Annotated in this window: 19 protein-coding genes; 11 read left to right on the top strand and 8 right to left on the bottom strand. The window is 61.7% G+C overall.

The window, feature by feature from the left end; translation table 11 throughout:
- Positions 1 to 169 precede the first annotated feature (169 nt).
- The gene (locus HBR94_RS08000) at positions 170 to 1,060 is read right to left on the bottom strand and encodes a LysR substrate-binding domain-containing protein (RefSeq protein ID WP_170044477.1); all 891 of its coding nucleotides are present in this window, start codon (positions 1,058 to 1,060) and stop codon (positions 170 to 172) included.
- A 154-nt stretch (positions 1,061 to 1,214) separates the two neighbouring features.
- On the opposite strand from HBR94_RS08000, the gene HBR94_RS08005 reads away from it, so the two are divergent.
- The 9 genes from HBR94_RS08005 (at position 1,215) to HBR94_RS08045 (ending at position 12,304) form a co-directional block, all read left to right on the top strand.
- Positions 1,215 to 2,705 (top strand): aldehyde dehydrogenase family protein, encoded by a 1,491-nt coding sequence (locus tag HBR94_RS08005; protein WP_057437443.1) that lies wholly within the window; start codon positions 1,215 to 1,217, stop codon positions 2,703 to 2,705.
- 144 nt (positions 2,706 to 2,849) lie between these two features.
- The gene (locus HBR94_RS08010) at positions 2,850 to 4,133 is read left to right on the top strand and encodes an FAD-binding oxidoreductase (RefSeq protein ID WP_170044478.1); all 1,284 of its coding nucleotides are present in this window, start codon (positions 2,850 to 2,852) and stop codon (positions 4,131 to 4,133) included.
- A 389-nt stretch (positions 4,134 to 4,522) separates the two neighbouring features.
- A complete protein-coding gene (locus HBR94_RS08015; RefSeq protein WP_170044479.1) occupies positions 4,523 to 5,659 on the top strand; it encodes a branched-chain amino acid ABC transporter substrate-binding protein in 1,137 nt (378 codons plus the stop codon).
- Between the two features lie 222 nt (positions 5,660 to 5,881).
- Positions 5,882 to 6,796 carry a branched-chain amino acid ABC transporter permease gene (locus HBR94_RS08020; protein ID WP_057437447.1) on the top strand — a complete coding sequence of 305 codons (915 nt, stop codon included), beginning with the start codon at positions 5,882 to 5,884 and terminating at the stop codon, positions 6,794 to 6,796.
- 2 nt (positions 6,797 to 6,798) lie between these two features.
- Positions 6,799 to 8,076, top strand: a complete 1,278-nt coding sequence (livM, locus tag HBR94_RS08025) for a high-affinity branched-chain amino acid ABC transporter permease LivM (RefSeq protein ID WP_170044480.1) — start codon at positions 6,799 to 6,801, stop codon at positions 8,074 to 8,076.
- Positions 8,073 to 8,948, top strand: coding sequence for an ATP-binding cassette domain-containing protein (locus HBR94_RS08030; protein WP_057437448.1), 876 nt, complete (start codon positions 8,073 to 8,075; stop codon positions 8,946 to 8,948). Before livM ends, HBR94_RS08030 begins: the two co-directional genes overlap by 4 nt.
- Complete coding sequence (locus HBR94_RS08035; protein WP_057437450.1) at positions 8,945 to 9,661, top strand: ABC transporter ATP-binding protein; 717 nt, start codon at positions 8,945 to 8,947, stop codon at positions 9,659 to 9,661. Before HBR94_RS08030 ends, HBR94_RS08035 begins: the two co-directional genes overlap by 4 nt.
- An 800-nt stretch (positions 9,662 to 10,461) precedes the next feature.
- Positions 10,462 to 11,226, top strand: coding sequence for an SDR family oxidoreductase (locus tag HBR94_RS08040; protein WP_057437457.1), 765 nt, complete (start codon positions 10,462 to 10,464; stop codon positions 11,224 to 11,226).
- Between the two features lie 172 nt (positions 11,227 to 11,398).
- A complete protein-coding gene (locus HBR94_RS08045) occupies positions 11,399 to 12,304 on the top strand; it encodes a cation diffusion facilitator family transporter (protein ID WP_057437459.1) in 906 nt (301 codons plus the stop codon).
- A 120-nt stretch (positions 12,305 to 12,424) separates the two neighbouring features.
- On the opposite strand, the gene HBR94_RS08050 is transcribed toward HBR94_RS08045, so the two are convergent.
- From HBR94_RS08050 to ureE, 5 genes are all read right to left on the bottom strand, one after another.
- Positions 12,425 to 13,546: an AGE family epimerase/isomerase gene (locus HBR94_RS08050; RefSeq protein ID WP_057437461.1), complete on the bottom strand. Its 1,122-nt coding sequence runs from the start codon at positions 13,544 to 13,546 to the stop codon at positions 12,425 to 12,427.
- A 174-nt stretch (positions 13,547 to 13,720) separates the two neighbouring features.
- On the bottom strand, positions 13,721 to 14,293 hold the full coding sequence (locus tag HBR94_RS08055; protein ID WP_057437463.1) for a HupE/UreJ family protein: 573 nt from the start codon (positions 14,291 to 14,293) through the stop codon (positions 13,721 to 13,723).
- Positions 14,294 to 14,314: 21 nt separating this feature from the next.
- The gene (ureG, locus tag HBR94_RS08060) at positions 14,315 to 14,929 is read right to left on the bottom strand and encodes an urease accessory protein UreG (protein WP_003217431.1); all 615 of its coding nucleotides are present in this window, start codon (positions 14,927 to 14,929) and stop codon (positions 14,315 to 14,317) included.
- A 9-nt stretch (positions 14,930 to 14,938) separates the two neighbouring features.
- Positions 14,939 to 15,613 (bottom strand): urease accessory protein UreF, encoded by a 675-nt coding sequence (locus HBR94_RS08065; protein WP_057437465.1) that lies wholly within the window; start codon positions 15,611 to 15,613, stop codon positions 14,939 to 14,941.
- Positions 15,610 to 16,110: an urease accessory protein UreE gene (gene ureE / locus HBR94_RS08070; RefSeq protein WP_057437471.1), complete on the bottom strand. Its 501-nt coding sequence runs from the start codon at positions 16,108 to 16,110 to the stop codon at positions 15,610 to 15,612. Before ureE ends, HBR94_RS08065 begins: the two co-directional genes overlap by 4 nt.
- Positions 16,111 to 16,452: 342 nt before the next feature.
- Here ureE and HBR94_RS08075 point away from each other — a divergent pair, with 342 nt between their 5' ends.
- The gene (locus HBR94_RS08075; RefSeq protein WP_057437473.1) at positions 16,453 to 16,971 is read left to right on the top strand and encodes a C40 family peptidase; all 519 of its coding nucleotides are present in this window, start codon (positions 16,453 to 16,455) and stop codon (positions 16,969 to 16,971) included.
- A gap of 5 nt (positions 16,972 to 16,976) precedes the next feature.
- Here the strand turns inward: HBR94_RS08075 and HBR94_RS08080 are convergent, their stop codons facing one another.
- Together HBR94_RS08080 and HBR94_RS08085 are read right to left on the bottom strand one after the other, a co-directional pair.
- Positions 16,977 to 17,609, bottom strand: coding sequence for a TetR family transcriptional regulator (locus HBR94_RS08080; RefSeq protein ID WP_057958175.1), 633 nt, complete (start codon positions 17,607 to 17,609; stop codon positions 16,977 to 16,979).
- A gap of 152 nt (positions 17,610 to 17,761) precedes the next feature.
- Positions 17,762 to 18,181 carry a hypothetical protein gene (locus HBR94_RS08085; RefSeq protein ID WP_169959877.1) on the bottom strand — a complete coding sequence of 140 codons (420 nt, stop codon included), beginning with the start codon at positions 18,179 to 18,181 and terminating at the stop codon, positions 17,762 to 17,764.
- Positions 18,182 to 18,548: 367 nt separating this feature from the next.
- On the opposite strand from HBR94_RS08085, the gene HBR94_RS08090 reads away from it, so the two are divergent.
- Positions 18,549 to 20,618 carry an AsmA family protein gene (locus HBR94_RS08090; protein WP_170044481.1) on the top strand — a complete coding sequence of 690 codons (2,070 nt, stop codon included), beginning with the start codon at positions 18,549 to 18,551 and terminating at the stop codon, positions 20,616 to 20,618.
- The last annotated feature ends 121 nt before the right edge of the window (positions 20,619 to 20,739 follow it).

Below are 20,739 nucleotides of genomic sequence, written 5' to 3' on the forward strand. Positions count from 1 at the left end.
AACGGGAATCTCCAGACAAGAATGGCGCTAGTGGCGCATAGACCTGTGTTGTTTTGCCAGAGGTTTTTTTGTCGTGGCCTCTGGCGTCATCGCAGGCAAGCCAGCTCCCACAGGAGAATGCATTCCAAATGTGGGCGCAGTCTTGCCTGCGATGGCGGTATTCCAGGGGCTAAACAACCTGCTCCATCATCCACTTCACAAAATCCCGCACCTTGGGCACCTCTGCCGAATGCTCCGGATACGCCAGGTAGTACGCATCCTGGCTGGGCATTGCGTGCTGCCAGGGGATCACCAACTTGCCGTCTGCCAACTCTTCTTCCACCAAAAAACGCGGTAGAAGCGCCACGCCACAACCTACCTGCGCGGCGCGGATGCACATATAGAAGGTGTCAAAGCGCGGCCCGTGGTAGCTGTGCTCGGTCTGGTAGCCGAGGCTGGCGAACCAGTTATGCCAGCCCTGGGGGCGCGAGGCATTTTGCAGCAGCACCAACTCGCTCAGTTGCGTGGGGTCGCTGAAGGGCTGGGCCGGCAGGCTGTCGGGGGCGCACACCGGCACCAGTTCCTCGCTGAACAGCTTGAGGCTTTCGGTGCCTGGCCTTGCGCCTGTGCCGAAGTAGAAGGCCAGGTCGGCCTTGCCTTGCAGCAACTCGTCCGGCGTCTGCTCGTTGCACAAGTCCAGGTGGATCTGCGGGTGGCGCAGGCGCCAGCCCTTGAGCCGTGGCACCAGCCAGCGCGCGCCAAAGGTGTAGGGCGTCGATACGCGCAGCACTTCGGTTTCGCCGCCGTAGGAGCGCAGGTAGTGGGTCGACATCTCCACCTGGCTCAAGATCTTGCGTACTTCCACCAGGTACAGGTCGCCCGCCGGGGTCATCTGCAAGCGCCGGCGGACCCGGCGAAACAGCAGGTGCTGCAGCAACTCCTCCAATTGTGCGACCTGCTTGCTGACGGCGCTCTGGGTGAGGTTCAGTTCCTCGGCGGCGCGGGTGAAGCTCAGGTGGCGGGTCACGGCCTCGAAGCACTGCAGGGCGGTGATCGAGGGCAAATGTCTTTTATTGAGCACGGCACGCCTCTTTTTTTGTTTTGCATGAATAAACGGAATGATATCTCGCCTAATCGTCGTTTGTTGGCAAGTCCTGGGCCAGCTACAAATAAGGTCTGGATCGTCGTGCGGGCCACGGCGCAATTTTTCTGTTGGTGGATTGAAGGAGTGACCCATGGTTGCCGCATTGCTTGATCGTCTCGGTGTAGACCCGGCGTTGTACCAGGCGGGGAAACAGCCTGTGCATTCACCTATAGATGGCAGCCGCATCGCCAGTGTGCACTGGGAAGGGGCGGCCGAGGTCGAGCAGCAGGTCAGTCGCGCCGAGCATGCATTCGACGCCTGGCGCAAGGTGCCGGCGCCTCGTCGCGGTGAGCTGGTGCGCCAGTTCGGCGACCTGCTGCGTGAGTACAAGGCCGACCTGGGCGAGCTGGTGTCCTGGGAAGCCGGCAAGATCACCCAGGAAGGCCTGGGTGAAGTGCAGGAAATGATCGACATCTGCGACTTCGCCGTGGGCCTGTCGCGTCAGCTGTACGGCTTGACCATCGCCTCCGAGCGCCCTGGCCACCATATGCGTGAAACCTGGCACCCGTTGGGCGTGGTGGGTGTGATCAGCGCCTTCAACTTCCCGGTGGCGGTGTGGGCGTGGAACACGGCGCTGGCGCTGGTGTGCGGCAACCCGGTGATCTGGAAACCCTCGGAAAAAACCCCACTCACCGCCCTGGCCTGTCAGGCACTGTTTGAACGTGTCGCGAAAAACTTCAGCGACGCGCCGCCGTATCTCTGCCAGGTGGTCATCGGCGGGCGCGATGCCGGCGCCGCCCTGGTGGACGACCCGCGTGTGGCGCTGATCAGCGCCACCGGCAGCACGCGCATGGGCCGCGAAGTGGCGCCCAAAGTCGCCGCACGGTTTGCTCGCAGCATTCTGGAACTGGGCGGCAACAACGCGATGATCCTCGGCCCCAGCGCCGACCTGGACATGGCCGTGCGTGCCATCCTGTTCAGTGCGGTCGGTACCGCAGGCCAGCGCTGCACCAGCCTGCGCCGGCTGATCGCCCACGAGTCGGTCAAGGACGAAATCGTCACGCGCCTCAAGGCCGCCTATTCCAAGGTGCGCATCGGTCACCCGTTGCAAGGCAACCTGGTCGGCCCGCTGATCGACAAACACAGCTTTGAAAACATGCAGGACGCCCTGGAGCAGGCCTTGAGCGAAGGCGGCAAGGTGTTTGGCGGCAAGCGTCAGTTGCAGGACCAGTTCCCCAACGCTTACTACGTGTCGCCGGCCATCGTCGAAATGCCCGAGCAGAGCGATGTGGTGTGCAGTGAAACCTTCGCGCCGATTCTGTATGTGGTCGGCTACAAGGACTTCAGCGAGGCATTGCGCCTGAATAACGCGGTGCCGCAGGGCTTGTCGTCGTGCATCTTCACCACCGATGTGCGCGAGGCCGAGCAGTTCATGTCGGCAGTGGGCAGTGATTGTGGGATCGCCAACGTCAATATCGGCCCGAGTGGCGCGGAGATCGGCGGCGCGTTTGGCGGCGAGAAAGAGACCGGTGGCGGGCGTGAGTCGGGTTCGGACGCGTGGCGCGGGTATATGCGCCGGCAGACCAACACCGTGAACTATTCGCTGGAACTGCCGTTGGCCCAGGGCATTACCTTCGACTGAATCAGGTGCGGTCAATGTGGGAGCTGGTTTGCTGGCGATAGCGGTATTGGATTCACCATCGTTATCGCCGGCAAGCCAGCTCCCACATCCGATTGGGTTCGCAATTCAGAATAAGCGTTGTTGGTTAGATCCCGGAGTCTGGCAATGCCATTACGCGAAGCGTGTTTGTGGGAACAACTGACCCCTGGCCGGCCGGATCGCGCCGCCCTCAAGGGTGAGGTCAAGGTGGATGTGTGCGTGATCGGCGCCGGTATCACCGGTTTGTCGGCGGCCATCCACCTGCTGGAGCAAGGCAAAAGTGTCTGCGTGCTGGAGGCCCATCGCACCGGCCATGGCGGTTCGGGGCGCAACGTGGGGCTGGTCAACGCCGGGATGTGGATTCCTCCGGACGAGATTGAGGCCGGTTTCGGCACGGCGGTGGGCAGCCAGCTCAACCGCATGCTCGGCGCGGCACCGTCCCTGGTGTTCAGCCTGATCGACAAATACAACATTGATTGCCAACTGCGCCGCGAGGGCACGTTGCACATGGCGCACAACGCCCGTGGCGAAGCGGACCTGCGTGGCCGCGAGGAGCAGTGGAAGCGCCGTGGTGCGCCGGTCGAACTGTTGACGGGGGCCGCGTGCGAGCAGGCCACCGGCACCCGAAAGATCGCCGCCGCCTTGCTCGACCGGCGTGCCGGTACCTTGAACCCGATGGCCTACACCAGCGGCCTGGCCCTTACCGCCGTGGGCCTGGGTGGGCAATTGTTCGACCATTCCCCGGTGACTCAACTGGAGCGCCAGGGCCAGCACTGGTCTGTGCAAACTGCCCAGGGCGCGGTGCAGGCTGCACAAGTGGTGATCGCCTCCAACGCCTACACCGAAGGTGAATGGACCGAGCTGCGGCGCAACTTTTTCCCCGGTTATTACTATCAGGTAGCCTCCGCGCCGTTGGCCGATGCCGCCGCGCAACAAATCCTGCCGGGCGGCCAGGGTTCCTGGGATACCCGTCAGGTGCTGAGCAGTATCCGGCGCGATGCCGACGGGCGTTTGTTGCTGGGCAGCCTGGGCAACGGCAACCAGAAGCCCGCCTGGTTCCTCAAGGCCTGGGCCGACCGTGTACAGCAGCACTATTTCCCGTACCTCAAGAAGGTGGACTGGGAATACACCTGGACCGGCTGTATCGCCTTTACCCCGGACCATCTGATGCGACTGTTCGAGCCCGCGCCCGGGTTGGTGGCCGTCACTGGCTACAACGGGCGTGGCGTGACCACCGGGACGGTGGTGGGCAAGGCATTTGCCGACTACCTGTGTCACCAGGATCCCCAGGCTCTGCCGATTCCGTTTGCACCGATGCAGCCTCTGGCCGGGGTGGGCCTGCGCAGTTGCCTGTATGAAGCCGGGTTTTTGTTGTATCACGCCGGCCAATGCCTGCGAATTGTCATCTGATCAGCGAAATACCGCCCAAAAGCCGGCGTTTTCTTAGCCGGCTACTAATCTGTATTGGTGCGAGTCGTAGCAGTGACGCACTGTAAATGTGCACTTCCGTTACGCGCGTGGTTACAGATGTCCGAAGGGGCGCTTGATGGCTGGCTGACATCAGTCCAATCGGCGGGTTTCACTCTTTCGGGCCTTTGGTTGCACCTCTGCGTTCCAGAGGGTTGCACGTCCCGGCAAAAAGGCACCGAAACGCCTGTAATAACAATGACACCGTGTCTTTTTGAAATATAAAAACGCAATGGCACGCCGCTTGCTCTCAGCTTTCCGGTGAAGGTTTCAAGTGAAAGTTTGAAGTGAAATTGCAGTGCCCATTCAACAAAAAACTCGGAGCACCACTCATGTCCCAGACGTTTTACAAGAAAGGTTTCCTGGCCCTCGCGGTAGCTGCCGCGCTGGGTGTTTCTACGTTTGTTCAAGCTGATGTGAAGATTGGCGTGGCGGGGCCGATGACGGGCGCCAACGCAGCCTTCGGTGAGCAGTACATGAAAGGTGCCCAGGCGGCAGCCGATGTGATCAACAAGGCGGGCGGGATCAACGGCGAACAGATCAAGCTGGTGGCCGGTGACGATGCGTGCGAACCCAAGCAGGCCGTGGCCGTGGCCAACCGCCTGGCCGACCAGGACAAAGTGATCGGCGTGGTCGGCCACTTCTGCTCGTCCAACACCATTCCAGCCTCCGAGGTGTACGACGAAGCGGGCATCATCGCAATCACTCCTGGCTCCACCAACCCACAAGTGACCGAGCGTGGCCTGGCGGCCATGTTCCGTATGTGCGGGCGTGACGACCAGCAAGGCATCGTGGCCGGCGACTACATCGTCGACGTGCTCAAGGGCAAGAAAGTCGCGGTCATCAACGACAAGGACACCTACGGCAAAGGCCTGGCCGATGCCACCGCCGCCCAGTTGGCCAAGCGCGGCGTCAAGCCGGTGCTGGAAGAAGGCCTGACCCGTGGCGAAAAAGACTTCAGCGCCCTGGTCACCAAGATCCGCTCGCTGGGTGCCGACGTTGTGTACTTCGGCGGCCTGCACCCGGAAGCCGGTCCACTGGTACGCCAGATCCGTGAAGCCGGCCTCAATGACGTCAAGTTCATGTCCGACGACGGTGTCGTGACCGACGAACTGGTGGCGACCGCCGGTGGTGCGCAGTACGTCAATGGCGTCTACATGACCTTCGGCGCCGACCCGCGCCTGCTGCCAGACAGCAAGGCCGTGGTGGAAGAGTTCCGCAAAAATGGCACCGAGCCTGAAGGCTACACCCTGTACGCCTACGCCTCGATCCAGGCCCTGGCCGCCGGCTTCAACGGCGCCAAGTCCAACAAGGGCGAAGATGCAGCCAAGTGGCTCAAGGCCAACCCGGTGCAAACCGTGATGGGCAAGAAAGAATGGGATACCAAGGGTGACCTGAAAGTCTCCGACTACGTGGTGTACCAGTGGGACAAGGACGGCAAATACCACCAGTTGGAAAAGCAGAAGTAATCAACCAGCCACCACCGACCCCTTGTGGGAATCGGGCTTGCCCGCGATGACGGACTGACAGCCAGCACCTGTGTTGAATGTGAGACCGCTATCGCCGGCAAGCCAGCTCCCACACTGGATCGCGGTTGCCCGGGCCATTGCGTCCGGCACCAGATCTGTCTTTTCCTCCAGAAGGACCGCACACCCCACGGTGTGCAGGTTCTCACCGCGTGAGATTGCGTTATGGATGGTATTTTCCTGCAGCAACTGGTCAACGGTCTGACCCTCGGGTCGGTCTATGGCCTGATCGCCATCGGCTACACAATGGTCTATGGCATCATTGGCATGATCAACTTCGCCCACGGCGAGGTTTATATGATTTCCGCTTACCTCGCGGCGATCAGTCTGGCACTGCTGGCTTACTTCGGCCTCGAATCCTTCCCGCTGCTCATTCTTGGCACCCTGGTGTTCACCGTTGTCGTCACGGGCGTCTACGGTTGGGTCATCGAGCGTGTCGCCTACAAACCGTTGCGTAACTCCACGCGTCTGGCCCCGCTGATCAGCGCCATCGGGATTTCGCTGATCCTGCAGAACTACGCGCAGATCGCCCAGGGCGCCAAGCAACAAGGCATTCCCACCCTGCTGGCCGGCGCCTGGCGCGTCGATATCGGCACCGGGTTCGTCCAGTTGACCTACACCAAGGTGTTTATCCTGGTCGCAGCCTTTGCCGGTATGGCGCTGCTGACCTACATTATCAAGTACACCAAGCTCGGCCGCATGTGCCGTGCGACCCAGCAAGACCGCAAGATGGCCTCGATCCTGGGGATCAACACCGACCGCGTGATTTCCTACGTGTTTGTCATCGGTGCCGCCATGGCGGCCCTGGCCGGTGTGCTGATTACCCTGAACTACGGCACGTTCGACTTCTATGCCGGCTTTATCATCGGCATCAAGGCATTTACCGCAGCGGTACTCGGCGGCATCGGCTCCCTGCCTGGGGCGATGCTGGGCGGGATCATCCTGGGGATTTCCGAGTCGCTGTTCTCGGGGTTGATCAACTCTGACTACAAAGACGTGTTCAGTTTCTCCCTGCTGGTGGTGATTCTGATTTTCCGTCCCCAGGGCCTGCTTGGTCGCCCTCTCGTGGCGAAGGTGTAAACATGTCTGCTGCCAAATCTATTGATATCAAGAAAAGTGTGGTCGATGCGGTCCTCGCCGGGCTGATTTCCCTGATCGTGTTCGGCCCTATCGTCGGCGTGGTCCTGGACGGCTACAGCTTCAACCTGGAGCCGGCCCGCGTGGGCTTGCTGGTCGCCATCGTCATGGCCGGGCGGCTGGTCATGAGCCTGTTCCTGCAAACGCCCAAGGGCTTGAAGATCCTCCAGGGTTTTGAAAGCTCGGGCTCCGGGGTGCATGTGCTGGCGCCGGACTACAAGTCGCGGCTGCGCTGGATCATCCCGGCGCTGATCGTGATCGCCATTGTCTTTCCGTTTTTTGCCAACAAATACCTGCTGACCGTGGTGATCCTCGGGCTGATCTACGTGTTGCTGGGCCTGGGCCTGAACATCGTGGTGGGCCTGGCCGGGTTGCTCGACCTGGGTTACGTGGCTTTCTACGCCATCGGCGCCTATGGCCTGGCCCTGGGGTACCAATACCTCGGGCTGGGGTTCTGGACGGTGTTGCCGCTGGCGGCCATTGCGGCCGCGTTGGCGGGGTGCATACTCGGCTTCCCGGTGTTACGAATGCACGGTGACTACCTGGCCATCGTGACCCTGGGTTTCGGTGAAATCATCCGCCTGGTGCTCAACAACTGGCTGTCGTTTACCGGCGGGCCGAACGGTATGCCGGTGCCATCGCCGACCTTCCTCGGCCTGGAGTTCGGCCGCCGCGCCAAAGAAGGCGGGGTGCCGTTCCATGAGTTCTTCGGCATCTCCTACAACCCCAACGTGAAATTCCTGTTCATTTACATCGTGCTGTTCCTGGTGGTGCTGGCCGTGCTGTACATCAAGCACCGCCTGACCCGCATGCCAGTGGGCCGCGCCTGGGAAGCCCTGCGTGAAGATGAGATTGCTTGCCGTTCCATGGGCCTGAACCATGTGCTGGTCAAACTCTCGGCCTTCACCATCGGCGCCTCCACGGCCGGTCTGGCCGGGGTGTTCTTTGCCAGCTACCAGGGCTTCGTCAACCCGTCTTCGTTCACCTTCTTCGAGTCGGCATTGATCCTCGCCATCGTGGTACTGGGCGGCATGGGCTCGACGGTGGGCGTGGTGATTGCCGCGTTCGTGCTGACCGTGGCGCCTGAACTGCTGCGTAGCTTCTCCGAGTACCGTGTGCTGCTGTTTGGCGTGTTGATGGTGGTGATGATGATCTGGCGACCGCGTGGCCTGATCCGGATCAGCCGTGCCGGTGTGACACCACGCAAGGGGGTAGCGCCATGAGCAAGGAAGTGGTCCTCAACGTGGAACACCTGATGATGCACTTCGGTGGCATCAAGGCCTTGAGCGATGTGAGCCTCAAGGTCGAACGCAACTCGATCTTCGCCCTGATCGGCCCCAACGGCGCCGGCAAGACCACGGTGTTCAACTGTCTGACCGGCTTCTACACGGCCAGCGGCGGCAAGATCGAACTCAATATCCGTGGCAAGCAGACCAACGTGATCCAGTTGCTCGGCGAGCGCTTCAAGCCCACCGACTTCGTGTCGCCCAAGAGCTTTTTCAGCCGGGTGTACTACAAGATGTTCGGCGGCACCCACCTGGTGAACCGTGCCGGCCTGGCGCGTACGTTCCAGAACATTCGCCTGTTCAAGGAAATGTCGGTGGTGGAAAACCTGCTGGTAGCCCAGCACATGTGGGTCAACCGCAACATGCTGGCGGGCATTCTCAACACCAAGGGCTACCGCAAGGCAGAAAGCGATGCACTGGACCACGCCTTTTACTGGCTGGAAGTAGTGGACCTGGTGGACTGTGCCAACCGCCTGGCCGGCGAGCTTTCCTACGGCCAGCAGCGCCGCCTGGAAATCGCCCGTGCCATGTGCACCCGGCCGCAGATCATCTGCCTGGACGAACCGGCAGCGGGCCTCAACCCCCAGGAAACCGAAGCCCTCAGCGCGATGATTCGCCTGCTGCGCGACGAACACGACCTCACAGTGGTGCTGATTGAACACGACATGGGCATGGTGATGAGTATTTCCGACCACATCGTGGTGCTGGACCACGGCAACGTCATCGCCGAGGGCGGGCCGGACGCGATCCGTAACGACCCGAAAGTGATTGCGGCCTACCTGGGCGCCGATGAAGAGGAGTTGGTATGAGTACGCCTATCCTCGAAATGAAGGACCTGGACGTGTTTTACGGCCCGATCCAGGCCCTGAAAAAAGTCTCGCTGCACATCGACGAAGGTGAGACGGTGAGCCTGATCGGCTCCAACGGCGCGGGCAAGTCCACGCTGCTGATGTCGATCTTCGGCCAGCCGCGCGCCGAGTCCGGGCAGATCCTCTACCAGGGCGTGGACATCACCCACAAGTCGTCCCACTACATCGCCTCCAACGGCATCGCCCAGTCCCCGGAAGGGCGGCGGGTGTTCCCGGACATGACCGTCGAGGAAAACCTGCTGATGGGCACCATCCCCATTGGCGACAAGCACGCCAGCGAAGATATGCAGCGCATGTTCGAGCTGTTTCCACGGCTCAAGGAGCGGCGTAACCAGCGGGCGATGACCATGTCCGGTGGCGAACAGCAAATGCTCGCCATTGCCCGGGCATTGATGAGCCGACCCAAGCTGTTGCTGCTCGATGAGCCGAGCCTGGGGCTGGCGCCGATTGTGGTGAAGCAGATCTTCGCCACCTTGCGCGAGCTGGCCGCCACCGGGATGACCATCTTCCTGGTGGAGCAGAACGCCAACCATGCGTTGCGCCTGTCTGACCGGGCGTATGTGATGGTCAACGGCGAAATCCGTTTGACCGGCACCGGCAAGGAGTTGCTGGTGAACGAGGAAGTGCGCAACGCCTACCTCGGTGGGCACTAACCCGGCCTGATCGCTCCCACGCTCCGCGTGGGAGCGCATCCTGTGACGCTCCGCGTCACGCTTTGGGACGCAGAGCGTCCTTGGCGGCATTCCCACGCGAAGCGTGGGAACGATCAGCGGGCGCCTGCATTTTTCGGTCGTCCACAGGCCCTCCGGCAAATTGTGGAAAACAAATCCACACACCTCCTCAAGCGCGACATATAGCCGCCGCAAATCCCTGTTTTGTCACACAAATGACTTGTCCCCATCCACTGTGGAACCGGCTGTGGGTAACATGGGAGTAGCTGGCTGCAAGCCTTTATCTACGCGGCCTGTAGCGCTATGGTTGTTTTTTGATCAGGGGCTTTTTTGTGGAGTGTCGCAGGTTTTGTCAACCTGTTCATAGACACAGGTATATGACCGAAACATGACATTCAAGCCTGTGGATAAGTCTGTGGTTAAACTCTGGAAAGACTGGTGTAGAGGCCGGATTTACTGGCCTGGAGCCATGCATCCCGACTCATCCTCCCGCAGGGGCCTACATATGGCCCGCCCAAGGTCAAGCAAAAAACTTTTTGAATCGCCCTGAAAGCCTTGTACATAGCGGCCTGGAGGGTTTTGTACTTGCCCCCAAAGACTGTGGGCGCAGCTGTGGATAACCTGCGCGCATATGGCTGCAGGCCACGGTTTATAAGGCTTTACCTGGAGTGATTAAAAAATGATCAGGTGTGCATGACGTTATGTGCATAGCGGTTGCCGCAACGGCGGCGTAAGGGCATTCTGCTGGCTGATTTTTTCCCGATGCCCGCAAGGAGAACACCATGTCCAACACGCTGTTTATTACTGGCGCAACTTCAGGTTTCGGCGAAGCCTGTGCCCGTCGCTTTGCCGAGGCTGGCTGGAAACTGGTGCTCACCGGCCGGCGTGCCGAGCGCTTGAATGCCCTGGTCGAAGAGCTTTCCAAGCAGACCGAGGTGCATGGCCTGGTGGTGGACGTGCGTGATCGCAAGGGCATGGAAGAGGCAATTGCCAACCTGCCGCCATCGTTCAGCAAACTGCGTGGGCTGATCAACAATGCCGGCCTGGCCGTGGGCACCGACCCGGCGCCCAAGTGCAGCCTCGACGATTGGGAAACCATGGTCGACACCAACATCAAGGGCCTGCTGACCACCACCAGCCTGCTGCTGCCGCGCCTGATCGCCCATGGTCGTGGCGCCGGGATCATCAACCTGGGCTCCATCGCCGGTAACTACCCGTACCCGGGCAGCCACGTGTATGGCGGCTCCAAGGCGTTCGTCAAACAGTTCTCCCTGAACCTGCGCTGCGACCTGCAAGGCACCGGCGTACGCGTGACCAACATCGAGCCGGGCCTGTGCGAGAGCGAGTTCTCCCTGGTGCGCTTCGGCGGTGACCAGGCGCGTTACGACGCCACCTATGCGGGCGCCGAGCCGATCCAGCCGCAAGATATTGCTGACACCATCTTCTGGGTGATGAACACCCCGGCGCATGTGAACATCAACCGCCTGGAGCTGATGCCGGTCAGCCAGACCTGGGCTGGGTTTGCGATTGAGCGTGGGGCTAAATAAGGCTTAGCACCGCGCCGCCTGCAGCGCGGCTCCCTCTTCTGAAATGCAATCAAATGGGGGAGCCGGGGTTGCCGGCGAAGGCGGCAAATCGGCCAAAAGGCGACATAAGGTACACTCCACTCCTGAAAACCCCACCGCAACCAGCGGTTTAAAGGTTTTGACAGGAGGATATGTGAGTAACCGAGGTGAGCAGGCACTGCTCAAACAATCGACCATCCTGATGTTCGCCGTGGCGATCGCCGGGATTGTCACGGGTGTGATATCAGGCGCCCAATCCATTTTATTCGATGGCTTTTTCTCGTTGATCGCGACCTTTATCAAGGTGCTGATGCTGATCACGGCCAAGCTGATCGCCAAGAAAAGCAATGACCGCTTCCAGTTCGGCTACTGGCACCTGGAACCCATGGTATTGCTGATCGAGGGCAGTTTCCTGCTGTTGATCGCCATCTACGCGTTTCTCAACGGGGTGTTCGGCATTATCAATGGCGGGCGCGAGATCGAGTTGGGGCTGGTGATCATCTACGCCGCGGTGTTTACCGTGGTCGAGTTCGCCTACTTCTTCTATGTGCGCCACCGCAACCGCAAGCTGCAGTCGTCGCTGATCCAGTTCGACAACATCAGTTGGTTGGTGGACGCGATGCTCTCCGTGGGCCTGCTGGTGAGCTTCCTGGCCGCGTTGTTGCTCAAGTCCCAGGGCTACGGCGAGTGGGCGGTGTATGTCGACCCCTTGATCCTGATCCTGCTGGCCCTGAGCATGCTGGCGCCGGCCTTGAAGATCCTGCGTCCGGCCTTGCGTGACGTGCTGGGGATTGCCCCGGACCAGTTGGACGACAAGGTGCGCGAAGTGATGGATGCGGCCCAGGCCCGGCATGGTTTCGAGGACTACGTGTCCTACGTGCAGAAACACGGGCGGGCGCGGTTTATCGAGATCCATGTGGTGTTGCCGGCCGATTACCCGGTGGATAAGGTCGCGACGCTCGACGGGCTACGCGAAGAGATATCCACAGGGCTGGGCGCGCCGGACAAGGCGCGATGGCTGACGATCAGTTTTACTGGGGATCGCAAGTGGATTGCGTGATCGGCCGTTAGACCGAGGTGAGGCTCTGGCAGGCAAGCCAGCTCCCACATTCGACTGCGTTCCAACGATGGAACCCGTTCAAGTGTGGGAGCTGGCTTGCCTGCGATGGGGCCGGGAAAATCAGCCGAGAAACTCGCTCAACCCCTGATAGCAGGTAGCCAAATGGTAAGGCGTAGTCGACGGCATATCCCGCCGGCTCACCTCACCCTTGGCATCCAGGCACTCATTCCAGCCCCTGGCATGCAGGAAGTGCTGCTGCAACGCCAGCAACTGGCGCTCCAGCACCGCCGCGCTGCCCGGGCGCAAGGTCAGTGCCCGCAGGTACTCGGCCTGGGCCCAGATGCGCTGGGTGGCGTCACGCACGCTGCCGTCCAGTGCCAACATGCCGCTGACGGCGCCAGTGAGGTTATCCACACCGGTTTGCTCGGCATAGGCAAATGCCCGGCTCAGCGAGGCATGCAGCGCAGTGCCGCGCAGCAGGGGCGAGGACTCCAGCAGGAAGAACCATTCAAACTGATGCCCCGGCTCGAACCAGTTATCCACAGCGCCCAGGGGTTTCTCCATCATCACGCCATGCTGGCGCTCGATAAAGCGCTGTTGCATGGCCGTCGCCAGTGCCAGCAGGGCCTGTTGCACCGCCGCGTCTTCACGCACCGCGAGGGTGGCGAGGAAGCCTTCGGCCAAGTGCATCAGCGGGTTCTGCAGCGGCCCGGACTTGAGGGACGACCAGTTACGCTCCAGGACCGCCTCATACAGGCCGTCGCCCGTGGCAAAGCGCTCGGCGACTACTTCCAGGGCGGCATTGAGCACCGACTCCACCAACGGCTCGCGGACCTTGGCCCAGTAATGGGCGCAGGCGAAGATGATAAACGCGTGGGTGTAGAGGTCTTTGCGCTGGTCCAGCGGATTGCCGTGGGGGTCGATGCTGTAGAACCAGCCACCGTGTTCGGCGTCATGGAAGTGCCGTTGCAGCGAGCGGAACAACGCCGCAGCGCGCTCTTGCGCAAACGCTTTGCCTGGCTCGCCGATCAGGCTGGCAAACACATACAACTGCCGGGCACAGGCCATGGCGCGGTAGCGTTGCGGGGGCAAGGGGCGATGGTCGGCGTCCAGCGCCTCATAGGGCAACGCCAGCTCGGCATTCCAGCCCGGACCCTGCCAGAGCGGCACGATCAGGTCGTTGAAGTGCGTGAGCACGGCGTTCAATTGAGGCTTGTGGGCGGAGCTTGGAGCGATGGGCATCGGCTGGCGTCGTCACGGCAGGGGTGTTTGCCGCGCATGGTAGCAGGCTTGAGAACAGTGGTGTCTGTGCGAGCGCTATCGCGGGCAAGCCCGCTCCCCATTTTTGAGTTGTGAACCCCTTCAAATGTGGGAGCTGGCTTGCCTGCGATGGGGCCCTTACAGGCGCCGCAAGGCTCAGCCCGCCAGCAACCAGACCCCGGTCGCCGCCGAAGCCGCGCCCGCCAGCCGCACCAGCGGCGCCGCCGCAGCCGGCAAGAAGCGCACCAGCGCATACCCGGCCGCGTGCAGCACCGCCGTCGCCCCGACAAACCCGGCTGCATACGCCCAGGGGCTGGTCATGTCCGGCAGCTCCAGGCCATGGGCCACGCCATGGAACAGGGCAAACACCGCTGTTGCGGCCACGGCCAGCGCCACCGGCGGGCGAATCGCCAAGGCCACCGCCAGGCCCAGGGCCAGTACCGACGCGGCAATCCCGCTTTCCAGGGCCGGCAAGGCCAACCCTTCAAACCCCAGCACGCCGCCGAGCAGCATGGTGCCGACAAACGTACACGGTAGCGCCCAACGCGCCGCCCCTTGTTGCTGCGCCGCCCATAGGCCGACGGCCAGCATCGCCAGCAGATGGTCCAGCCCGCCGAGGGGATGGCTGATGCCGGCCACCAGGCCATTGTCGCCGTGGCCCGGATGGGCAAAGGCCAGGGCTGGGACCAGTAGCAGGGTGGCGGCGGCAAACAGTTTGTTGAGGCTCATAAACAGCTCCTTGGTAAGGGATCAGGCTGCGGTCAGCAGGCCCTGGCGTTCGATAAAGGCGACGATTTCTTCCAGGCCGACGCCGGTTTTCTGGTTGCTGAAGACAAACGGCTTGCCGCCGCGCATGCGCTGGGTGTCGCTGTTCATCAGTTCCAGCGAGGCGCCGACCAGCGGCGCCAGGTCGATCTTGTTGATCACCAACAGGTCCGACTTGCAGATCCCCGGCCCGCCCTTGCGTGGCAGCTTGTCGCCGGCCGACACATCGATCACATAGATGGTCAGGTCCGACAGCTCGGGGCTGAAGGTGGCCGACAGGTTGTCGCCGCCCGACTCCACCAGGATCAGGTCCAGGCCTGGGAAGCGCCGGTTCAGTTGATCCACGGCTTCGAGGTTGATCGACGCGTCTTCGCGAATCGCCGTGTGCGGGCAGCCGCCGGTTTCTACGCCGATGATGCGCTCGGGTGCCAGGGCCTGGTTGCGCACCAGGAAGTCGGCGTCTTCGCGGGTATAGATGTCGTTGGTGACCACCGCCAGGTTGTAGCGATCACGCAGGGCCAGGCACAGCGCCAGGGTCAGGGCGGTCTTGCCGGAGCCAACGGGGCCGCCGATACCGACGCGCAGAGGTTGTGTGTTCATGGGTTTCTCCTAGGAACGGAACAGGCGGCTGTACTGGCGCTCGTGGGCCATGCATGCCAGGGACAGGCCGAACGCGGCGCTGCCAACGTGGTGGGGATCGCACTGGCGGGCGTCCTGCTGGGCTTGTTGCAGCAACGGCAGCAGCTCGCTGGTCAGGCGTTGGGCGGCCTGCTGGCCCAGGGGCAGGGTCTTCATCAGCACCGCCAACTGGTTTTCCAGCCAGCTCCACAGCCAGGCGGCCAGGGCATCCTCGGGGCTGATCGCCCAGGCGCGCGCGGCAAGTGCCCAGCCCAGGGCCAGGTGGGGTTCGGGGGTGGCGTCGAGAAAGCGGCGCGCTGCGTCATCCAGTTCCGGCAGACCGTTGAGCAGTTGTTGCAGGGAGTAGCCCATTTGCCGGCTCTCCTGGAACAGTTCGCGGGTTTCGCGGCTGGCACGATGCTCTTCGCAGAGCTGGCGCAGGCGCGCCCAGTCCTGGTCGGCGGCGGCCTGGCAATGGGCAAGCAACAACGGCGCTTCGAAGCGTGCGAGGTTGAGTAGCAGTTGGTCGCTGATCCAGCGCCGGGCGCTGTCGGCATCGCTGACACGGGCATTGTCCACGGCCATTTCCAGGCCCTGGGAATAGCTGTAGCCGCCAATCGGCAATTGCGGACTGGCCAGACGCAACAGCGCCCAGGCCGGATTCACAGGCGCACGCCGAACTGATGCAGTTTGGGCGGGTAGTTGAAGTCTTCGTCACCGTGGCGTGAGTGATGATGACCGCCACCGTAGGCGCCGTGCTCGGGCTGGAACGGTGCTTCGAGGGTTTCGGCATGGGCCCCCAATTGCTCGAGCATGGCCTTGAGCACGTAGTCATCAAGCAGGCGCAGCCAGCCGTCACCCACTTGCAGGGCCACATGGCGGTTGCCCAAGTGATAGGCCGCGCGGGTCAGCTCGAACGCGCTGCTGCAGGTCACGTGCAGCAGTTGTTCAGGGCGCGCGCAGACACGTACGACACGTCCGTCTTCAGCCTGTAGGAATTCCCCATCGTGCAGCGGCGGCTGACCGCGCTCCAGAAACAGGCCGACGTCTTCTCCCTCGGCACTGAAACAGCGCAGGCGGCTTTTGCTGCGGGCTTCGAAGTTCAGCAGCAACTCTGCGGCCCAGGTGGGTTGGGGGGCGATTCGGCGGTGGATCACCAGCATCAGGAAGCTTCCAGCTATGAGCGATAAACAGGCTAGAGCAAGGGGCTTGCCAACCCTGCTGGACGTAGGAAAACGCCGTAGGTCTGGGGCGTTGCGCCACTAAACGGGGCGAGGGGGTGGTGAGGGAGTGATTCATTGTGGTGCGTCATGGGCTGCGCAAGCACCCGAATTGGGCGGTTTTGGCGGGGCCCGCCAGGTGTTTTGCAGGGCGTTTCCTTCAGCTACTTGTCCCAGGGTTGATTTGGGATTGCTCCTACGCGCATAGGGGATTCCTCGCTCATATTTCTACGCGTCGTTTCACTAGGATTTCGCCCCCGTGTTTAATCCATTGCGACGTTCCTCATGTTTAAGTCATTTTTATGTGTAGTCATGGTCGGTCTGTTTGGCATCACCTCATCGGCTTCGGCCAACTTCAATAAGCGCACCACCTCCCTGGCCCCTTTCAGTTCATCGTTGCAGGCCGTGCCGCAACCCACCATCGAGAGTGTGGTCGACCGCGCCCATGAGTTGCTGGGCACCGCGTACACGTGGGGCGGCAGCTCCCAGGAGCAGGGGTTCGATTGCAGCGGGTTGCTGGTCTATCTGTTCAAGACCGAGGCCAATATTGTCATCCCGCGCACCACGGCGGCGATGCACCGGTCAACGGCGGCGACGATCAAGCGTGATGCGCTGCAGCCCGGCGATGCGGTGTTTTTCAAGGCCAATGGCAGCAGCCAGGTCGGCCATGTCGGCCTTTATGTGGGTGAGGGCAAGTTCATTCATTCGCCGCGCAAGGGCAAGAGCATCCGCATCGACTCCCTGGCCAACAACTACTGGAAGAAGAACTACACCACCGCCAAGCGTTTTCACACGGTGCGTTGACCGCGCTACTCGGTGCTGCCCAGGCCTTGCCAGTGCTTGAGGCCGATAAAGATGAAGCGCAGTTGCTGGGTGATCTTGGCCTGGGGCGTGAGATGCGGCGGCAGGGCGGCGGCGGGCGGGTCGATGATGTCGGGCAGGGTGGCGAACACGCTCTTGACGATCAGGTCGGCCATCACATGCAAGCCGTCGGCATCCAGGTGCTGGAGCTTGGGCATCAGCGTCAGGTCGGCTGCCAGGTCCGAGGTGATGTCCTCGCGCAGCGCGCCGATGGCTTGGCGCACGGCCAGGCAACCGCCGTATTGCTCGCGGGCCAGGAACAGGAATTGCGAACGGTTGGCCGCTACCACATCGAGAAAGATCCGCACCGAGGCATCAATGATGCCGCCCATGACGAATTCGTTGTGGCGTACCAGGCGGATGGTGGCGCGGAAGGTCTGGCCGACCTCACTGACGAGCACCAGGCCCAGTTGGTCCATATCGGCAAAGTGACGGTAAAAACCGGTGGGCACGATGCCGGCGCTCTTTGCCACTTCACGCAGGCTCAGGCTACCAAACCCACGGCCACCCTCCATCAGATGGCGGGCTGCGTCCATCAAGGCAAGGCGGGTCTGTTGCTTCTGTTCGGCGCGGGGGAGCATTGGCAGCTGGGCTTTGTAGACAAGGACAGCGACGCACTCTAGCAAAACAACTTTACCGGCGTCGAACTTGAAACAGGGCAAAAGGGGGGCAGGTCCCACAAAGTCAAAGCCCGATCACTGGGGATCGGGCTTTTTTCAGGGCCGGCACAGGCTTAGCTCGTAGCTTTATGCATGTCATCCAGACGGTCGGAGCCGCCCTCGGCAACGAATTCGCGCTGTTGCAGGCGGTCCGAGCCACCTTCAACCAGACCTTTCTGTTCCAGGCGATCACGGCCGCCTTCGGCTACGAATTCACGTTTCTGCAGGCGCTCAGAACCGCCTTCAACCAGGCCTTTCTGTTCCAGGCGATCGCGACCGCCTTCGGCGACGGCGTTGCGCTCTTGCAGACGGTCGGAACCGCCTTCAACCAGACCTTTCTGTTCCAGGCGATCGCGGCCACCTTCGGCAACGGTCTGGCTGATGTGCGCGGCGTCAGCCTTGGCTTGTGGGATGGCTTGTTCTGTGGCTGGCAGGGCAAAAGCGCTGGTGGCCAGGACGGAGAGTGCAACACTGAGCAGTAATTGGCGTTTCATGAGAGTGGCTCCTTGGGAGGGCGATAAAGTGGGTACGGAGCCAATGCTACTCTCGATATCTCGATATAAAAGTTCATAAACGCAATGGTAATAATCAACAGAATTGATTGTTCTGCGCCGAGGCTCTAAATCGCGGCTCTCAAGCACGCGCTTTTGCACCGAGGTGGGTATTTTCGACACGGGCGTGGGTAACAACGGTGCGTCATTGATGAAATAAGCTGTCGGATTAGTCAGAAAAAACGCTTTTCACTGCTAAACGCCCTCTGCGGTTAAACCCCCAGGCCATTTGCCAGTCGTAGCCATATAAGCTTTAGCCCTTGCGCGCGTTGCCCGTGGCACGCGCAGTCGTAATCAGGAGCCCTGTGCAATGACGCGCACTCGTAAAATTCTCGCCTGGAGCAGTGCTTGCTTCGTCCTGCTGATCGCCGCAGTGGTACTGATCCTGGTGTTCTTCGATTGGAACCGGATCAAACCGCAACTCAATGCCAAAGTCTCCGAAGAGCTGCATCGCGCCTTTGCCATCAATGGCAACCTGGCGGTGGTCTGGCAGCGCGAGCCGGACGAGGGCGGTTGGCGCGCCTGGGTGCCGTGGCCCCATGTGGTGGCCGAAGACCTGAGCCTGGGCAACCCCGAGTGGTCGAAAAAACCGCAGATGGTCACCCTCAAGCGCGTTGAACTGCGCATCTCGCCCTTGGCCTTGCTGGCCCAGCGCGTGGTGATCCCGCGCATCGACCTGACCGAACCGAGCGCCGAGTTGCAGCGCCTGGCCGATGGCCGCGCCAACTGGACCTTCACCTTTGATCCCAAGGATCCGAATGCCGAACCGTCCAACTGGGTGGTGGATATCGGCGCCATCGGCTTCGACAAGGGCCACGTGACCCTCGACGATCAGACCCTCAAGACCCGTCTCGATGTGCTGATCGACCTCCTGGGCAAACCCATCGCATTCAGCGAAATCGTCGGCGAGCGCGATGCCAAAAAGGCCCTGGAGCAGGGCGCGACACCCCAGGACTATGCCTTTGGCCTCAAGGTCAGCGGCCAGTACCACGGCCAGAAACTCGCGGGCAGCGGCAAGATCGGCGGGCTGCTGGCCCTGCAGGACGCTGCCAAGCCATTCCCCCTGCAAGCCCAGGCGAAAATCGGTGATACCAGCATTGCCCTAGCTGGCACCCTGACCGACCCACTGAACCTCGGCGCCCTGGACCTGCGCCTGAAACTGTCCGGCACCAGCCTGGGCAACCTTTACCCACTGACCGGCGTGACCCTGCCGGACTCGCCGGCCTATTCCACCGATGGGCGCCTGATCGCCAAGTTGCAGGAGGCCGGCGGTGCGTCGTTCCGCTATGAAAACTTCAACGGCAAGATCGGCAACAGCGACATCCACGGCGACCTGGCCTATGTCGCCAGCCAGCCACGGCCCAAGCTCAGCGGCGCGCTGGTGTCCAATCAACTGCTGCTGGCCGACCTCGCGCCGCTGATCGGTGCCGACTCCAATGCCAAGCAAAAAGCCCGTGGCGGTGAAAGCAAGCAACCGGCGACCAAGGTGTTGCCGGTGGAGGAGTTTCGCACCGAGCGCTGGCACGATATGGACGCGGATGTCGAGTTCACCGGCAAACGCATCGTCCACAGTGCCGAATTGCCCTTTACCGACCTCTACACGCACCTGGTGCTCAACGACGGCCAACTGAGCCTCGAACCCCTGCGCTTTGGCGTGGCGGGCGGCAAGCTGGATGCGCAGATTCGCCTCAATGGCCGCATCACCCCGCTGGAAGGCCGGGCGAAACTGACGGCGCGCAACTTCAAGCTCAAGCAACTGTTCCCCACCTTTGAACCGATGAAGACCAGCTTTGGCGAGCTCAATGGCGATGCCGATATCGCCGGGCGCGGCAACTCGGTGGCAGCGTTGCTGGGCAGTGCCAATGGCGATCTGAAAATGCTCATCAACGACGGGGCCATCAGCCGTGGCTTGATGGAAATCGCCGGGCTGAACGTGGGCAACTATGTGATCGGCAAACTGTTTGGCGACAAGGAAGTGAAGATCAACTGCGCGGCGGCGGATTTCGGCATCAAGACCGGCCTGGCCACCACCCGCCTGTTTGTGTTCGATACCGAGAACGCGATCATCTACATCGACGGCACCGCGAACATGGCCAGCGAACAGCTGGACCTGACGATCAGCCCAGAGTCCAAGGGCTTTCGCCTGTTCTCGCTGCGCTCGCCGTTGTACGTCAACGGGCCGTTTATCAAGCCCAATGCCGGGGTCAAGACGGTGCCACTGTTGTTGCGTGGCGCAGGCATGGTGGCGCTGGGTGTGATCGTCGCCCCTGCGGCGGGCTTGCTGGCGCTGGTGGCGCCGAGTGGGGATGAGCCGAACCAGTGCGTGCCGCTGTTGCAGCAGATGCGGGAAGGCAAAGCACCGAAAACGGTGAAAGGCTAACTGAAGAAACCGATAGCTCAATGTGGGAGCGGGCTTGCCCGCGATAGCGGTGGGTCAGTCGCTAAAATGCTGACTGATACACCGCTCTCGCGAGCAAGCCCGCTCCCACCGTCGTTAGCTG

The organism is Pseudomonas sp. WS 5412, from assembly GCF_012985615.1.
Lineage (GTDB): Bacteria > Pseudomonadota > Gammaproteobacteria > Pseudomonadales > Pseudomonadaceae > Aquipseudomonas > Aquipseudomonas shahriarae.

Coding starts and splice junctions, on each gene's coding strand:
- ureE (WP_057437471.1), bottom strand. CDS start 16,110: ATGCTGGTGATCCACCGCCGAATCGCCCCCCAACCCACCTGGGCCGCA.
- HBR94_RS08035 (WP_057437450.1), top strand. CDS start 8,945: ATGAGTACGCCTATCCTCGAAATGAAGGACCTGGACGTGTTTTACGGC.
- HBR94_RS08090 (WP_170044481.1), top strand. CDS start 18,549: ATGACGCGCACTCGTAAAATTCTCGCCTGGAGCAGTGCTTGCTTCGTC.
- HBR94_RS08005 (WP_057437443.1), top strand. CDS start 1,215: ATGGTTGCCGCATTGCTTGATCGTCTCGGTGTAGACCCGGCGTTGTAC.
- HBR94_RS08015 (WP_170044479.1), top strand. CDS start 4,523: ATGTCCCAGACGTTTTACAAGAAAGGTTTCCTGGCCCTCGCGGTAGCT.
- HBR94_RS08040 (WP_057437457.1), top strand. CDS start 10,462: ATGTCCAACACGCTGTTTATTACTGGCGCAACTTCAGGTTTCGGCGAA.
- HBR94_RS08055 (WP_057437463.1), bottom strand. CDS start 14,293: ATGAGCCTCAACAAACTGTTTGCCGCCGCCACCCTGCTACTGGTCCCA.
- HBR94_RS08020 (WP_057437447.1), top strand. CDS start 5,882: ATGGATGGTATTTTCCTGCAGCAACTGGTCAACGGTCTGACCCTCGGG.
- HBR94_RS08080 (WP_057958175.1), bottom strand. CDS start 17,609: ATGCTCCCCCGCGCCGAACAGAAGCAACAGACCCGCCTTGCCTTGATG.
- HBR94_RS08010 (WP_170044478.1), top strand. CDS start 2,850: ATGCCATTACGCGAAGCGTGTTTGTGGGAACAACTGACCCCTGGCCGG.
- HBR94_RS08030 (WP_057437448.1), top strand. CDS start 8,073: ATGAGCAAGGAAGTGGTCCTCAACGTGGAACACCTGATGATGCACTTC.
- HBR94_RS08050 (WP_057437461.1), bottom strand. CDS start 13,546: ATGCCCATCGCTCCAAGCTCCGCCCACAAGCCTCAATTGAACGCCGTG.
- HBR94_RS08075 (WP_057437473.1), top strand. CDS start 16,453: ATGTTTAAGTCATTTTTATGTGTAGTCATGGTCGGTCTGTTTGGCATC.
- HBR94_RS08085 (WP_169959877.1), bottom strand. CDS start 18,181: ATGAAACGCCAATTACTGCTCAGTGTTGCACTCTCCGTCCTGGCCACC.
- livM (WP_170044480.1), top strand. CDS start 6,799: ATGTCTGCTGCCAAATCTATTGATATCAAGAAAAGTGTGGTCGATGCG.
- ureG (WP_003217431.1), bottom strand. CDS start 14,929: ATGAACACACAACCTCTGCGCGTCGGTATCGGCGGCCCCGTTGGCTCC.